Origin of the sequence: Runella sp. SP2 (assembly GCF_003711225.1) — a bacterium.
Lineage (GTDB): Bacteria > Bacteroidota > Bacteroidia > Cytophagales > Spirosomataceae > Runella.
The window spans coordinates 2,246,735-2,261,850 of the sequence record NZ_CP031030.1 but is presented as its reverse complement, the minus strand read 5'-3'; the positions used below and the strand labels follow the sequence as shown (position 1 = coordinate 2,261,850).

The following is a 15,116-nucleotide window of genomic DNA, read 5'->3' as shown; positions in this document are numbered from 1 at the left end:
TCTGTAGAAACGAAGGGCCGAGTGTTAAGAAATGTTAAATGAGATTTGGACGTGGTGCCAGCCGTCTTGGAAGTGGTAAGAAATAGGGAAATGGTAGGTATCAGCAATCTGTTTGACAAGCGCCAGTCCTAATCCAACGGAATCAGTACGGGAAGAACCTTTGCTGAATCTTTCCCAAAGCTGGTCAACGGGAAGGGTCGGCTGGGGGCCTGTGTTGGATAAAATAAGGGTATTTTGGGTGAGCTCAACCCGAATGCTGCCGTTGGGTTGGTTGTGTTTGAGGGCATTCCCAAGTAGGTTGTTCAACAACACATCCACCAACAATTTATGGATGTGGAGGCGAACATTGGGAGCAATCTGTTGGTGAAGGGTCAAGCCCTTGTCTTGAATGAGCGGTTCCCAGAGGTCGATTTTTTCGGAAAGCAACGAACTCAAATCAAGCTCAACGGCGTCGGTAAACTGACCGTTTTCTATTTTGGTTAAAAGCAACAAACTGTGGTTCATTTTGGATAAATTTCCCACCGTTTCAATCAGATTTCCGATGCGTTCGAGCTGTTCTTCGGTCAGGTTGGGGGCTTGAATGAGTAAGTCTAAATTGGACGCAATGACGGCCAAGGGCGTTTGGAGTTCGTGCGAGGCGTTTTCGGTAAACGTTTTAAGGCTTTGGTAATCTTGCCGAAGTTGATTGGTCAGTTTTGTTAGATTTAACTGAAGGGTTTGAAATTCAGTGATGCTCGTTCTCCGAAACTTTAAAGGCTCTTTTTGTGCCAATTGGAACGTTTTGAGGGTATCAAGGGTGCGGTAAAACGGTTTCCACAGGCTTCTGGAAAGACGGTAATTGATAAAAAACAACAGTCCTACCAAGACGATACTCAAGCCAGAAAATGCCAACAAAAGAGCTTGTTTGAGTCCTTGGGTTTCGTACAATGCTTTTCGGATATTAACTTGATAATAGCCGTTGAGGGTCGCAATTCCAAAACTAAGTTGACGATAAGCTAGGTATTCTTTCTGGACGGTACTAAATAAAACGGTGTCACTCATTACCATCGGCAAGGGAGGATGCGTGCGAATGGCCCAAAGGCTGTCCGAAATGGAAAACCATCGTTTGGGTAAAACCCCAATCTCGTTGACATAATCTTCCACTTGTTCTTTTTCGTGGAGCAACTGCTCGGAGGCTTCGTTGTCCATGATTTTGTGTAAAAACCAAAAGCAACTCACTCCCCCCACGGCCAAGGCAACAAGGCAGGCAAGTAAAAAGGAGCGGGTGGCTTTGGTGATGAGCGTCATGCGGCAAATTTATAACCTACCCCATAAACCGTTTGAATGTAGTCGGGGCAGCCTTGTTCGGATAATTTTTTTCGGAGGTTTTTCATGTGCGAATATAAGAAATCAAAGCTATTGGCTTGGTCGATTTCATCGCCGTACAGGTGTTCAGAAATGGCACCTTTGCTCAGCACGCGGTTGGCATTGGCTACCAGATACATTAATAAATCGTATTCTTTGCGGGTCAGGACAATTTCCGAATCATGTACCCATACTTCTTTAGAATCGGGCACAATGCGAATATCACCAAATTTGATTTCACGATTGCCCGCAAATTGCCGCCGCCGTTGGATGGATTTGATGCGGGCGTTCAGTTCGGACAAATGAAAAGGTTTGGTTAAATAATCATCTGCGCCGAGTTCGAGCCCCAAAATTTTATCGTCGAGCGCATTTTTGGCTGAAATGATGATAATTCCCGCCTGTGACTGCGTTTTTTTGAGCAAATCGACCAAATCAAGGCCCGAACCACCTGGAAGCATGATGTCAACCAACACGCAGTCGTACTCATAAACGCCTATTTTTTCTTCGGCAGCCAGATAAGTCGAAACCCACTCACACAGGTGGCCTTCGCTGGTTAAGTATTCGCGCAATGGATGTGCCAATGATTCTTCGTCTTCAATGATTAAGATTTTCATAATCTCTACCAAATTTTCTTACAAACACATTTACGCATTTTGAGGTCGAAGTGTTGTGTAAGCCTGTGTTTAAAGTTTTACCCGCAGATAAGCGCAGATGTAGAGCCGCAGAATGCCGCAGAAGAATGGGTTGACAAAGTCTTTTTTCAGCGTAAATCTGCGTTTGTACTATTCAGCGGCATCGGCGGGTAAATAAAAAAGTGATTAAAACTTAAAAAAATACGGCCCAATACCGTTTTCTATAGATTTTCTACAGAATTGTGGTATTCTTTTGGTCAAGAATATAACCCAATTAATAGCTAGAAAACAATGAAAAAGTTCGTAAAAATGGGGTCAGTGTTTTTCGGAATGATTGCCCTGACCGTTTCAGCTGCTTTCGCCCAAGTAAGTGCAGGAATCAACCCCGCCGCCGATTTGGGTAAGTACAAAACCTTTGCTTGGTTACGCCCTGACGTCAAAGCGGGGCCTAATCCGATGTATAACAGCGATTTGCTTTCGGCTACCGTCAAGCAGTCAGTGGGGACGGAGTTGCTCACTCGTGGAATGAAAGAAGATGAAGATGCACCAGATGCTCTTATACAATTTCATACTTACACCCAGCAACAACGCCGCACCAATTATTCAGGCGGTTTTTATCCCTACTTCGGTGGATGGGGGCGTTGGGGCGGTTTTTACCCTTACGGCATGATGGGCTGGGGGGGAGGAGGTTATCCTTACCAAACCCAATACACTGAAGGAACGCTGGTCATTGATATTTTGGATGCCAAAACCAAAGAAGTACTTTGGGAAGGGGTGGCTCAAGGAACGTTGAGCGGAAAAATCAACCGCATCCAAAACCAAATCAATTCGAGTGTTCGTAAAATGTTCACCAAGTATTATCCATTAAAACAAACTGTGTCATGAAAACGCTAAAGCACGCTCCGTTTCAAGGGGTACGTCGATTTATTGGCATAGGGGTAGTCGCTTTCGTTACCCTTTTTACCCTCGATTCTTGTTCACCTAATACCTATACCATAGCGTCGGGTACTACTTATCAAAGCTACGTACCTCCCACTTGGGCTCCTCAAGGCGCTGCGGTTGCGGGTGTTCAGTACTATTATTTGCCCGATTACGGCATGTATTATGATTTGTCGTCGCAACTGTTTTGGTACAACAATGCGGGTATTTGGGCTTCTTCGGCCTTTTTGCCCAGTATGTATGCAGGGATAAACCTTAATTCGGCCTATATCGTCATGCTTAATCAAGGCATTCGACGCCCTTGGTTAAACAACTCTTTTTACGTGCGTCGTTACCCCGCTGGTTATTACGTAAATCGGTCTGGTTTTTCTCCCGAAAACCGAATTTTGAACATGCCACGTCCTGCTAGTCCTCGCTTGTCGGCAGGAAATACGGGACGCCAAACCTACCGTAACGAATCAGCACGAACATATCAAGCACGACCTCAAACTCGTCAGTCGTACCAGTCATTTTCTGCGCCAAGAAGTTATAGCTATGGCGGTGGAGGATTCCGAGGCGGATTTAGTGGCGGCGGTCGAGGAGGCCGACACTAACCTGTGAAGTGGGTTTCTGCCCTGTGAGGTCGGTTTCTCAAAACCGACTTTTAGACCAAATCTGACGCGTGAGGTTTCTCAAAACTGATTAAAACGAGGTTTTGAGAAACCTCACTTTCGGTTTTGAGAAACCGAAAGCACGGGAAGAAACCTCCAGCACCGACAGCACTTAATTTTGAATAATCAGCACGTTGAATTTATTGCCATTGAAAAAATACTCCGACTCACGGTCTCCAATAAAAAGGGCATCTACGCAAGCTGCGGTGTTGGTACAGTCGAGTCGGGCGCTAAAACGTCCAACGGTATAGCGCTCGTTGCTGCTTGGAATCAAGTACCAATAACCGTTATTATATTGAACCCCACCGAAAGTTGACACTTGAGCAGTTACCATCAATATGGCATTGGCGTTATTGTTACACATCGGGTGGTCGATTCTGATGGCGTAACATTTACCCCCAGCGGCAGTTATTAAGGAAGGTGAACCCGAAAATGGGAGTGCTGAATAGGTATTGACTCCCGAGGTTGCCGTTACTACAAATGCCGCAGGGTTACTCCCCGAAAAACGAATGCTTCCACCCACATCCAATGTTGCTTGGGGCGCAGGCTGATTGACTCCTACTTTTCCATCATTGGCAATACTCAGCCGTTCTTGCATGTTGAAAACGCCCCCTGAAAACGAATAGCCCGTTGAAAATGCCATTCGGGCAGCCGAACTAGATGTACCAATGGTAGAGATAATTCCAGTGGTGTAGTTACTACCTCCAAAAAAAATAGAGTTGGTTAAACCCGTGCTTAAGGCGTTGAGGTGTAGAAGGGATAGGATATTGGAGAAATTATGACGTATCGTAAGCTTTGAGGTAGGCGATTCGGTGCCTACGCCCAAGTTGCCCGTATTTGCATTGAAGAGGTTTGTTCCCGAATTGACCCAGCCTGGCGTTGGGCTACCCGAGTTGCCGACTGGTACATAAACCGACCCGTTCCAGAACCGAAGTTCTTTGGCCGAATTATCATAATACAATCGGCCTTCTTGGGGATTGCCGTTTGTATTGGGCGTAAGGGTAATGGACTGAGCATTCAGAGAAAGCACATTCAAAAAAAGAAGTGCTGAGGTAAGCATGGATAACTGTCTCATTGTCGTATAGAAATTTGAAGTGAGGGTATTCTTTACGACAAAAGTTGCTTCTAATGCTCAGAAAATCAACTTGTTTTAGTTAACGGTAAAAGTTACTTATTACAAATCGAACAAGTGCCTTGAATCAATAAATTCACTTCTTTGGATTTGAAACCTGCGGGTAGGGCCAGCGACGGAACATGAATGTCTTCCAAACAAGTGGTTTTACCGCACATTTGGCATTTAAAATGAACGTGGTCGTGGTGGTGATTGTGCTCTTGGCAAGCATCTTTGCACAAAGCGTAGCGAAGGCCATCTTCGTCCAACACTTTATGAATAATGCCTTTATCAACGAACGTTTTTAGGGTACGGTAAATAGTAACGCGGTCGTAGCGGTCTTTTAAGCCATTTTCTAAATCCCCGTGTGAAAGCGCAGAAGCACGGTTTTGTAAAATTTCCAAAATATCTTCACGACAGCTTGTATGGCGTAATTCGTGTAATCGCAGGGTATCTTTGGCGAAAGTATTCATGACCTTGTTATTTTTGCCCAAATTTATCAAGTTAGCTTCGGATTTACCGAACTGAACGGGCTTTCTTTTTAAACGGTTGCTATAAACAAACTGTTCCATGATGATTAAAATAGGCATTATTAACGTCTCCGACCGCGCCAGTGCGGGTGTTTATGAAGACATCCCAGGGAAGGCCATTGTGTCAACGCTCAACGAATACCTAACCAGTGCTTGGGAACCCGTGTATCGGGTTATTCCCGACGAGCAACATTTGATTAGCCAAGCCCTTGTCGAAATGGCTGATAAAGAAGGTTGCTGTTTAGTAGTAACATGCGGCGGAACGGGCCCCGCGCCCCGCGATGTTACTCCCGAAGCAACCGAGGCCGTTTGCCATAAAATGATGCCAGGGTTTGGGGAACTGATGCGGCAAGTGAGTTTACAGTACGTGCCCACGGCCATTTTGTCACGCCAAACGGCAGGGATTCGGGGCAAAACACTGATTGTTAATTTGCCAGGAAAACCTTCGGCCATTCGTCAGTGTTTGGATGCTGTTTTTCCCGCTATTCCGTACTGCATTGATTTGATTGGAGGGCCATTTTTAGAAACCAACGAAGCCGTGATAAAGGTGTTTAGACCTAAATAGCCCAAATCGGCACAGTGTCAGTAGTTATTACACACGTTTGTGTTTTTATGAAAAAAGCGCTTCACTATGACTTCTGAAAAAATTGCTTCCTTGCGTCAGGAAATTGAGACGTATCTTAACAATGGATTATTGCCTTTTTGGGTAAAGCGTACCGTCGATAAAGAAAATGGTGGCTTTTTAACGCATTTCGACCAGTTTGGAAACGATTCGGGCGAAGATGAAAAATCGTTGATTGCTCAATCGCGGTCGGTTTTTACCTATTCGTCGGTGCACCGTGCGGGATATGGAAACGGTGAATTTGCCGAAATGGCCCGCCACGGGGTTGATTACCTCATCAACAATATGTGGGACGAGGAGTTTGGTGGATTTTACTGGATGACCAACCGCAAAGGGGAAGTCACCAACGACCAAAAAATCATCTACGGCCTCAGTTTTTGTATTTATTCATTGAGTGAATATACCCTCGCTACGGGAGATTTGCGCGGTCGGGAGTACGCCGAAAAATGTTTTGACCTTCTCCAAAAATATGGTGCAGATACCCACTTTGGGGGATATTTTGAAATGTTCCACCGCGATTGGACGCTCAAAGGGCCAGGTGCAGCAGGCGGGGATCGTAAAACGCTTGATGCGCACATGCACTTAATGGAAGCTTTTACGACGCTTTACGAATGCACAGGATTGGAGGTGCACCGTCGTAAGTTGTTAGAAATCATCGAATTGTTGGTGACCAAAATCATGCACCCTGAATACGGTACGGGTATCCCGCAGTTTTGGGCAGATTGGTCGGTAGCACCACAAATCAAATTTGATATTGTGTGGGGATGGGATCGTTTTTCTGAAGACGGAATGAAAGCCGCCGCAGAAGACAATACTAGCTACGGACACAATTCGGAGTTTGCGTGGTTGTTGATGCACGCCCTCGATGTGCTAGGTTTACCTTATGATACGTACGGCGAGCAAATCAAAAAATCGTACAGTCATTCATTACAATATGGTGTTGACTGGGAATTTGGCGGGGTGTATGTAGAAGGTTCACACGCGGGCGAGGTCTATGACCGCGAGAAGGAGTTTTGGCAGCAAGCCGAAATGTTGATTGGAATGCTGGATGCGTACCGTTACCTCAAGGACGAAAAGTATTTGGAGGCGTACGAAAACATCCACCGTTTTGTGTTTGATAAAATGATTAATCACGAACTAGGTGAGTGGTGGCCGCTGATGACGCGCCAAGGTGTGCCGATTTGGAAACACATGAGCCATTCTTGGAAAATCAATTATCACGACGTTCGTTCGATGGTGCAGTCGATTGTACGTTTGGATAAAATCGCGAAAGGCGTTTAGGAGTTCCACCTTCCCGAAAGTTTTGAACTTTCGGGAAGGTGCTGTAAGTTACCAAAACTTCCAAACGGCGTTTTGGTCATTTAAAAACCGAAGCTCGGAATTGCCCAATTCCCAATTTGCCTGACTCGGTTGGCGCGTAACATCAAAAACTACTTCCGAAATTCCATAGTGCATACTTTCTGAGAGCTGAATGTGGTACGTTACATTTTCAACATCGGTAAAGAAAAAACCGCTAGACGTGGCTTTTTTAGAATACCCAAATTGATGGGTAAAATGGTCAACAGCTTGATAGACATCTTCGGGTAGTCCAATGGTCAGGCCACTTATATTTTTAAAATAGGGCTGACAAACTTTGTCAATTCGGGATTTGTAACGCTCTAAAACCTCCTGGCGTGCCAATGAAGGGGCAGCAGTGGCCGTTGGAAACCAACTTGTAAGAAAAGTAGGGCGGTATTCCATCGTCCAGAAGGTCAGAGGGTTTTCAAGTGTGAATCCTTTCGGAATGAGCATCTCAAACCAAGGTACTTGTTCGGTATGGGTGGGACGAGTAATACTAAGTCGGTGCGAATCAGGCCAATGGACTTCTAAAAGCGAAGTGTCTCCTTCGTTTTCAAGGCCAAATGCAATGGCTGAATCACCAATGTGTCGGTGTGTTTCTGTCGTGACGTCAAAAAATTCAAAATACGTTCTTTCCCCGTAAAAATAAAGCCCAGTATAACTTCGGTCGGTACGATTTGTGGTTCTGATTTCGTTGGGGGCAAACTGTTGGCGTAAAAACTCAGATTGGGCTATTGCCTGAAATGTTTCGCGGTCGAGAGTGAGGTAAAAATGATTTAAAAGAACGGTGGGAGTTGTCATACGTTGGGTGTTTTTGGGTTAGTTTGATGGAGAAAATCGGTTGATTTTGCCGCTAGAATGATCCAAAATATAAAGTTCTCCTTGGGCATCTTCACCAAAGGCAGAAACCGAACCTCCTTCTTTACTGACCAATTCCAGCCTCGTTTTCTTATTTCCTTCAAAAGTAAGTGCCCAAATGTTGCCGTTGCTATAATCAGCAAAGAGGTATTTTCCCCGCAGGGAAGGCGCACGCAAACCACGATACACAAATCCACCCGTTACCGAAACACCGTCTGTACGAGGGTAATGATGAATGGGGTCAATGAGTTGTAGGGCAGGGTCGCAATCCTTTCGAGGGTTGTAACAACGCACGGCTTCTTTGAGTCGCCAGCCGTAATTTCCGCCTTTGGTGACGATGTTTATTTCTTCAAATTCATTTTGGCCCACGTCGCCCACCCAAAGTTGTTTAGAAGCGGTATCGAAGCTAAATCGCCACGGATTTCGCAGTCCATACGCATAAATTTCTTCCCGAAAACCTTCTGTTGAGCCCACATAGGGATTGTCAGCTGGAATTCCGTAAGCACCTCGGGTTGTTTGGTTTACATCAATGCGTAAGATTTTTCCTAGCAACGAACTTCGGTTTTGGGCATAATTATGTTGGTCGCCCCACGCCCCGCCGTCTCCTGTTCCAATGTAGAGGTATCCGTCGGGGCCAAAGGCAATTTTACCGCCGTTGTGATTGTCGTAAGGCTGGTCAAACCGTAGTAAAATAGTTTCCGTTGAAACATCCACTTTGTTGGAAACCACTCGGTAGCGGGCAATGATGGATTCCAACGGTTTACGTTTGGTATAATAGACATAAAAGTAGCCGTTTTGCTTAAAATTGGGGTGAAAAGCAAGCCCAAGCAGCCCCATTTCACCTTCCGAGGAAACTTTATTTTTAAGGTCTAAAAAAACATCAGCCGATTTTACCGAAGGGCTATTTTCAAACACCCGAATCAGTCCTTCTTGCTCAATTACGTACAAACGATTGCTGCCGTCGCCTGCGTGGGTAAACTCAACAGGACGCTCAAACGTGAGCTGAGGGAAGGCATTTTCTAGGTTCAGCGGTTGTTGGGAATTGGACAAGAAACCCAACAGCCCCAATGAGAAGATAATAGAAAAAAGGCGAGTTAAAGTCTTTATATTCATGGGGTTGGTGTATCTTTTTTGCCTTCCCGAAAGTTCAAAACTTTCGGGAAGGTGGAGGTAAGTTATATGCCATTAAAAGGCTTCGAGCACTATTTTCTCCCCATTGCTTCCCGACACATCTAACGCCCTTCCTGCGTCGCTGTTACTTTTTTGCCGTTTACCTCCCACGATTTATACTTTCCTTTTGGCAAAGCAAAAACGATTTTCCAATCAGGTTTGGTTTGAGTGAGGCGAAGGGTCTGTTTGTTGCCACTTTTTTCAAAATGAACCGTTAACTGATTGTCGCCAATGGTTAATTTTTCCACGCTTGCTTTGTCCCACGAGGAAGGAAATTGAGGTTGAATCCGAATGATTTTATGGGCGGCATTGGGTTGAACACCAAAGAATTGGCGAATAATCGGTACGCCAAAACTATAAAGCGTCCATGCTTGGGCAAACATGCCAAAATCGGGAGAAACTTCGTACATCGACCCAGGGAGTGCAAAGCTAAACGCCCGCGTCATGCGCTTGAGGTAATCGAGGGCTTGGTCGGGACGACCGTAGTTGTTTTCAGAAATGGCCTGCACACCCGTTGGCAGCGTCATCACTGCGCCCGTATAAGTAAACGTTTTTTTGCCCTTCGCTGCCGAACTTACATCTTTTCCCGCCGACTCGTCGCGGTCGATGCCCGTGACAAACATTCCAAACGGATTTACAAATTTTTGCCCCGTTTCAAGGGCTTTGAAGGCTTTGTCCGAATCGGCAATGCCCATTTCCATCGGCGTATTTACGACCCAGTTGTGGTGGAGGACAAAGCCTTTTTTCGTTCCTGCGGGCAAAGATTTGACCTTTGCCTTCAAAGCTTTCATTTCGGCGACGGCCCAGGGTTTTTTGAGGGTGTCTGCCCTCACGATGGCGTCGTCGATGAGGTGAAGCGTTTGTTCTTTGGTACCAATAAAATCGGCATACGACTGACTTTCAGGTACCCAAAACTCCGTATTGATTTTGTTTTTGATTTTTTGCGCAATGTTTTGATACTTAGCGACCAGCGTTACATCTCCCATTTCTTTGGCCATTTGTGCCGCGTCTGCAAAGGCTTTTTGGCTGTAGGCCGCCACGTCAATCATTTCGCTGTTTAGCCCGTGAATTTCCATCATGCCAAAGCCGTCGGGCAGGAGATTGCCATCTTTGTCGTTTTCTTTCATCAACCAATCCAAGCCTTTCACCACCACAGGGTAGTACTTGGCCAAAAACTCCTTATCGCCCGTCCATTGATAAATGGTCCAAATGAGCGTCGCAAATTGGGGCGTTTCGTTGATGTTCCCTTCGTTAAAAACCTGCCCATTGGTGGACATTTCGTGCAAAATCCGCCCGCTGTTTTTATTGACCCGATTTGACTCTTTAACGAGCAATTCAATGGTTTTATACACAATGTCAAAGCGGCCGATGAGCAAAGCGCCTTGTAGAGAATACTCATTGTCCACCCCAAACCACCACGGATAGTCGGGAAGCCCTGCTGATAGACCACGCCCTACGTTTGGAACGTCGCGAACGAGCCAATCGGTACTGTATTTGAGCCAGTTAAAAGCCTGTTGGACGTCTTGGTCAGGAATCGAAATCTGCGTTTGTGACGCCAATTCGGCATATCTTTTCTTTTTGGAACTGAATAATTCCGCTGTTTTTTCCTGAACTTCTTCTAGCGTGGCTTGTGCCTTGTCCTTCGACTCGTACGAACCCGCAACTGTGAACGGTAGCACAATTGAGCCATTGGCAGGAAGCGTGAGCTCGTAAGTCAGGGAAGCATTGACGCCTTTGCCACCTGATTTTAGGGTACAATCGTTGGTTTCCGTTGTGTGTTTAACGGGCGCAAGCGTTGACCCAAACGTAACGAACCACTCATTAAGGCTATCTTTCACGACCCAAGCGTGAGTGCCCGCATCAAACGTTGCTTGGTCGTTTCCGTCTTGGGTGTTGGTGCGTTCCGAAAGCCAAGTAGGCCGCAAATCCGATTTTCCGTTGAACTGAAACGTGATTTTTTTCTCTTTGGCTTCGGAGTTATGAAACGCATACTGAACTACTACGGCTTCCTTCCCATCAGGGACAAACTGCAACCGTTCAACCCGCATTCCTTCTTTGGGGAGAAGGTAAATGTGCTGATTGGCAAAGGGATAATTGTAAAACGTGTCGGCTTTGGTAAGGCAAAGTGTAGAATTGTTGAGGGTTAATTGGGCCGAAAATCCATCCATCAATTTAATCGGATGGTCCCAAATTCCTCCCATCTCGCCCGTAATGTGCCACCCCAAATCGGGAAAAGAGCCGTCTTGGTGACCCACCATATAGACGCGGTCGCCCGCCGTTACGTAGGGTGACTCGATGTATTCGGTACGTCCTTTGATTTTTTCAACATCGGTAAGGTTAGCCTGTAAGTTTTGAAAAGAAGAATTTGAGGCTGTTTTACACTGCACAGCCAAAAGCGCAAGAATGAGATACGGTGCTATTTTCATCATCAATAGGTTAAATGGAACACAAGATTGCAAGTTACAAGAAACTTTGTAATGATGTTAAAAGCAGTCCTAATAGTCAATTTGATAGTTCCCAACTAAGTAACGAATCTTCGTAGGCAGCGGTGTTTTTATCGTCTTCCCAAAGCCAACATTCCAAAGCCCAAGCGGGAGTAAGGGGAGGATTGCCGTCGTCTAAATGTGAAACAAAAACTCCGACGAATTGACAAGTGTATGGACAAGGGCCGCGTAAAATAGTGGTGAGCATCGGGAACCAAGTGAGTTTGGGCTCAACCAATTAATCTTTATTCTTGGCCAAAATAGGCTGTTATTTTTATTTTTGGCCAAGAATAAAGATTATTATTAGCCAAAAATTGAATTTTATGGTTACTTTTGGCCAATAATAGAAAGAGATGACAAATGAAATTAATTGGTAGAATTAGAGAAATTCAAAAATTAGATAAGCTTGTAGCTTCGACCCAATCTGAGTTTTTGGCTGTTTATGGAAGGCGAAGGGTTGGAAAAACGTTTTTGATAAGAAACTACTTTAAGAATGAATTTGATTTTTATGCTACGGGGCTTGCTAAAGGGAACACCCGACAGCAATTGACAAATTTTACCATTTTTATCAATAACTATTTCTCAAATCATCATGCAGTACCGTCTAGTTGGTTGGAGGCGTTTAGCCTTCTAATCAAAGAGTTAGAGAAAAAAAAATCGACCGACAAAAGAGTGATATTCATTGATGAAATGCCTTGGATGGACACTAAAAAGTCGGATTTTATGATGGGACTGGAGTTTTTTTGGAATGCTTGGGCAAGTGCTCAAACTAATGTCTTGCTAATTGTCTGTGGTTCTGCGGCTTCTTGGATGCTCAATAATTTAATAAAAAATACAGGCGGATTATACAATCGGGTAACGGAAAGGATTAAACTTGAGCCCTTCGATTTACAAGAAACCAAGGCTTATTTTACGCAAAAAAACATCGTTTTAGACCATTACCAAATCATTCAATTGTACATGGTTATGGGTGGAATTCCGTATTATTTGGATCAAGTGGAAGCAGGAAAAAGCGCCATGCAGAATATTGAAGATTTGTGCTTTAGAAATGATGGCAAGTTAAGAACGGAGTTTAGTTATGTCTTTTCTTCGTTGTTTCGGAACGCAGAAAAGCACGTGTTGGTACTAAAAACAATTTTTGAAAAAGGGGGTGCTTTGACGAGGGATGAGTTATTGAAATACACAAAAATGACCACAGGGGGCGCTATTACCAAGACCCTTACTGAATTAGAAGAAAGTGGTTTTATTGCCAAATTACACAAATTGGGCAATAAAACAGCCAATTCAGTTTATTGCATATCTGATTTTTATACCTTGTTTTATTTTCGATTTATTAGCACAGCAGGTAAATATGAACCGAATGTATGGTTGCATCAAATAGACAATCCGTCTTTTAGGGTATGGTCGGGATTAGCGTTTGAGCAAGTATGCTTTGCGCACATTACCCAGATAAAACGAGCCTTAAACATCGGTGGCGTATTGAGCAACACCTATTCTTGGTACACCAAAGGCGATGGTGAAAAGAAAGGCAGCCAAATAGATTTAGTCATTGATCGTAGAGATCAAGTCATCAATTTGTTTGAAATAAAATTTTCAATTAATGAATTTGTGATTACAAAAGAGTATGATGCCAAACTTCGACAAAAAATCCAGTCATTCAAAGAAGAAACGGCGACCAAAAAGTCTATTTTCCTGACGATGCTCACCACTTTTGGGGTAAAACCTAACGAATATTCAACGTCAATCATCCAAAACGAATTGACAATGGATGCGCTCTTTCAATAAATGAGGTGTAGATTATCAATGCCTTATGATATATGGGATAATTTCCTCTTCCAAACTCACAAAACAGGTATTTTTACGCTAAATCATTTCAAGAAAAGTCCGCTATTTTGTAGCCTGAAAACTCTTAAACTTTACCACATTATGAAACCCTTAAAAAGCTACCGCATCATGGAAGAGAAACGAACCCCGTTGGTGTTGGATCAGACGATTTGGCTAGCTGGCTTAACTCTCTTGATTTTTGGTTACATCGTATTTCACTACTTGTACCCAATGATTAGCAAAGGGCTATTTTTCTAGCTTTTAGCAGCCAAGACAAACATTTTCTATAAAAAAAGCGAGCCTCGGCTCGCTTTTTGTTGTGTGATTTTCAACAAATGTTTTGCTTCTCCGAAGCTGTTTAACGTTATTTTTTACCTTTCGTAAGGTAATTTACAAACAAATACACGCCGTTTTTATTGGCAATCACGATGTCTAAGGTCTTGTCGTTGTTCATGTCTTTTACCGTGACGTTCAGCCCCGACCCCGAATCGTTGTCAATCAGGTGTTCAGTCCAGTAGGGGGCTTTCCCTGGGGTAAACGCTAGCCAAAACAAAATAGAGGCGTCGGCGTCGCCTGGGTCGCGGCCGTGGTGGGCCAAAAAGCGTTTGCCCGTAATGTATTCTTTTTTGCCGTCGCCGTTTAAGTCGGCCATGATGGAGGAGTGAGTTTGGGCGGTGGTAGTACTGATGAGATGGGTTTTAAAGTTGAGGTTGCCTTGGGCATCCGTAATTTGTTGGTGCCACCATACCCCCAATGCGTGGGCGGAGGCACTGACCACGTCATTTTTGCCGTCGCCATCCACGTCCAAAATCTGCATGTGCGAGCAAGGGTCGCCGAGGTTGGCAGGGTGGAACTTCCAGTTCCCTGAACCAAGGTCTTTGGTTCCTTCAAACCATCCTTCCCGCACCACAATGTCGTTGAGGCCGTCTTTGTTGAGGTCACCGTAGCCAATTCCGTGCGAAAAGTTTTCGGTTCCTGCTACTTTTTCGCCCGTTAGAGGAAAACGTTGCCACTTAGTTTCGCCTTTTTTGGTGGGGGCTTTGAGCCAAACAATTTGTTTTTTGGCGGGGTCGCCGCACAAAATATCGAGCCGCCCGTCTTTATCGATGTCCACAAACGCGGGCGATTCGTTGGACACGCCCATCGAGTCGGCAATGATGTGTTTCGTCCAAGCTTTTACTGCCTTGTTTTTGGGGTTTTCAAACCAAAAAGCGGGTTTTCCTGGAAAATCAATGATGACCACATCGTCCCAACCGTCCAGATTAACGTCCATTCCTAAATTCAGAAACGAATTGCTGTATTCTTTTCGGGGGTTAAAAACGTTGGAAAACATCCCGAAGCCCACGGCAGGCGACTCAGTTTGTTTCGCATCAGCAGGGTGCATTTGGTGGACTTTCCAAGTGGGAGCTTCAAACCAATAATACCCCGCCACAATGTCCATTTTACCGTCACGGTTCAAGTCGGCGACGGTCGCCCCCTCCGAAATAAATTCGCGGGTGAGGGTGGTCTTCTTAAAACCCGACGGCAGCATGGTCGTAACGGGTTGTTGTGCCCAACTACCAAAACTGACGATGAAAAGAAACAGTATAAAAGCCCTGAAAATCATGTTTTTAGA

General features: G+C 44.8%; 15 protein-coding genes. 6 read left to right on the top strand and 9 right to left on the bottom strand.

Annotation, left to right across the window (positions count from 1 at the left end):
- Positions 1–24 precede the first annotated feature (24 nt).
- On the bottom strand, positions 25–1,287 hold the full coding sequence (locus DTQ70_RS09540; protein ID WP_122930599.1) for a HAMP domain-containing sensor histidine kinase: 1,263 nt from the start codon (positions 1,285–1,287) through the stop codon (positions 25–27).
- Positions 1,284–1,958: a response regulator transcription factor gene (locus tag DTQ70_RS09535; RefSeq protein ID WP_122930598.1), complete on the bottom strand. Its 675-nt coding sequence runs from the start codon at positions 1,956–1,958 to the stop codon at positions 1,284–1,286. The genes DTQ70_RS09540 and DTQ70_RS09535 overlap by 4 nt, the downstream gene beginning before the upstream one ends.
- A 309-nt stretch (positions 1,959–2,267) precedes the next feature.
- Here DTQ70_RS09535 and DTQ70_RS09530 point away from each other — a divergent pair, with 309 nt between their 5' ends.
- Together DTQ70_RS09530 and DTQ70_RS09525 are read left to right on the top strand one after the other, a co-directional pair.
- Complete coding sequence (locus DTQ70_RS09530) at positions 2,268–2,861, top strand: DUF4136 domain-containing protein (protein ID WP_122930597.1); 594 nt, start codon at positions 2,268–2,270, stop codon at positions 2,859–2,861.
- Positions 2,858–3,508 carry a hypothetical protein gene (locus tag DTQ70_RS09525; protein ID WP_122930596.1) on the top strand — a complete coding sequence of 217 codons (651 nt, stop codon included), beginning with the start codon at positions 2,858–2,860 and terminating at the stop codon, positions 3,506–3,508. Before DTQ70_RS09530 ends, DTQ70_RS09525 begins: the two co-directional genes overlap by 4 nt.
- A gap of 169 nt (positions 3,509–3,677) precedes the next feature.
- On the opposite strand, the gene DTQ70_RS09520 is transcribed toward DTQ70_RS09525, so the two are convergent.
- A complete protein-coding gene (locus DTQ70_RS09520) occupies positions 3,678–4,640 on the bottom strand; it encodes a hypothetical protein (protein ID WP_164489949.1) in 963 nt (320 codons plus the stop codon).
- A gap of 92 nt (positions 4,641–4,732) precedes the next feature.
- Positions 4,733–5,149 carry a Fur family transcriptional regulator gene (locus DTQ70_RS09515; RefSeq protein WP_028525574.1) on the bottom strand — a complete coding sequence of 139 codons (417 nt, stop codon included), beginning with the start codon at positions 5,147–5,149 and terminating at the stop codon, positions 4,733–4,735.
- A 100-nt stretch (positions 5,150–5,249) separates the two neighbouring features.
- Here DTQ70_RS09515 and mog point away from each other — a divergent pair, with 100 nt between their 5' ends.
- Both mog and DTQ70_RS09505 read left to right on the top strand, forming a co-directional pair.
- Positions 5,250–5,771 carry a molybdopterin adenylyltransferase gene (mog, locus tag DTQ70_RS09510; protein WP_122934330.1) on the top strand — a complete coding sequence of 174 codons (522 nt, stop codon included), beginning with the start codon at positions 5,250–5,252 and terminating at the stop codon, positions 5,769–5,771.
- Positions 5,772–5,837: 66 nt separating this feature from the next.
- Positions 5,838–7,109 (top strand): AGE family epimerase/isomerase, encoded by a 1,272-nt coding sequence (locus DTQ70_RS09505; protein WP_122930594.1) that lies wholly within the window; start codon positions 5,838–5,840, stop codon positions 7,107–7,109.
- A gap of 48 nt (positions 7,110–7,157) precedes the next feature.
- On the opposite strand, the gene DTQ70_RS09500 is transcribed toward DTQ70_RS09505, so the two are convergent.
- The 4 genes from DTQ70_RS09500 to DTQ70_RS09485 all read right to left on the bottom strand — a co-directional run bounded on the left by DTQ70_RS09500 (position 7,158) and on the right by DTQ70_RS09485 (position 11,885).
- Positions 7,158–7,967 (bottom strand): DUF5829 family protein, encoded by an 810-nt coding sequence (locus DTQ70_RS09500; protein WP_122930593.1) that lies wholly within the window; start codon positions 7,965–7,967, stop codon positions 7,158–7,160.
- Positions 7,968–7,985: 18 nt separating this feature from the next.
- Positions 7,986–9,137, bottom strand: coding sequence for a sorbosone dehydrogenase family protein (locus tag DTQ70_RS09495; RefSeq protein WP_122930592.1), 1,152 nt, complete (start codon positions 9,135–9,137; stop codon positions 7,986–7,988).
- A gap of 119 nt (positions 9,138–9,256) precedes the next feature.
- Positions 9,257–11,623: a glycogen debranching protein gene (locus tag DTQ70_RS09490; protein WP_122930591.1), complete on the bottom strand. Its 2,367-nt coding sequence runs from the start codon at positions 11,621–11,623 to the stop codon at positions 9,257–9,259.
- A gap of 73 nt (positions 11,624–11,696) precedes the next feature.
- Positions 11,697–11,885 (bottom strand): hypothetical protein, encoded by a 189-nt coding sequence (locus DTQ70_RS09485; RefSeq protein WP_164489781.1) that lies wholly within the window; start codon positions 11,883–11,885, stop codon positions 11,697–11,699.
- 152 nt (positions 11,886–12,037) lie between these two features.
- Between DTQ70_RS09485 and DTQ70_RS09480 the strand changes: the two genes are divergently transcribed.
- Positions 12,038–13,462 carry an ATP-binding protein gene (locus DTQ70_RS09480; protein WP_122930589.1) on the top strand — a complete coding sequence of 475 codons (1,425 nt, stop codon included), beginning with the start codon at positions 12,038–12,040 and terminating at the stop codon, positions 13,460–13,462.
- A gap of 141 nt (positions 13,463–13,603) precedes the next feature.
- Positions 13,604–13,759, top strand: a complete 156-nt coding sequence (locus DTQ70_RS30650) for a hypothetical protein (protein ID WP_164489948.1) — start codon at positions 13,604–13,606, stop codon at positions 13,757–13,759.
- A gap of 106 nt (positions 13,760–13,865) precedes the next feature.
- Here the strand turns inward: DTQ70_RS30650 and DTQ70_RS09475 are convergent, their stop codons facing one another.
- On the bottom strand, positions 13,866–15,107 hold the full coding sequence (locus DTQ70_RS09475; RefSeq protein WP_122930588.1) for a VCBS repeat-containing protein: 1,242 nt from the start codon (positions 15,105–15,107) through the stop codon (positions 13,866–13,868).
- Positions 15,108–15,116: the final 9 nt, after the last annotated feature.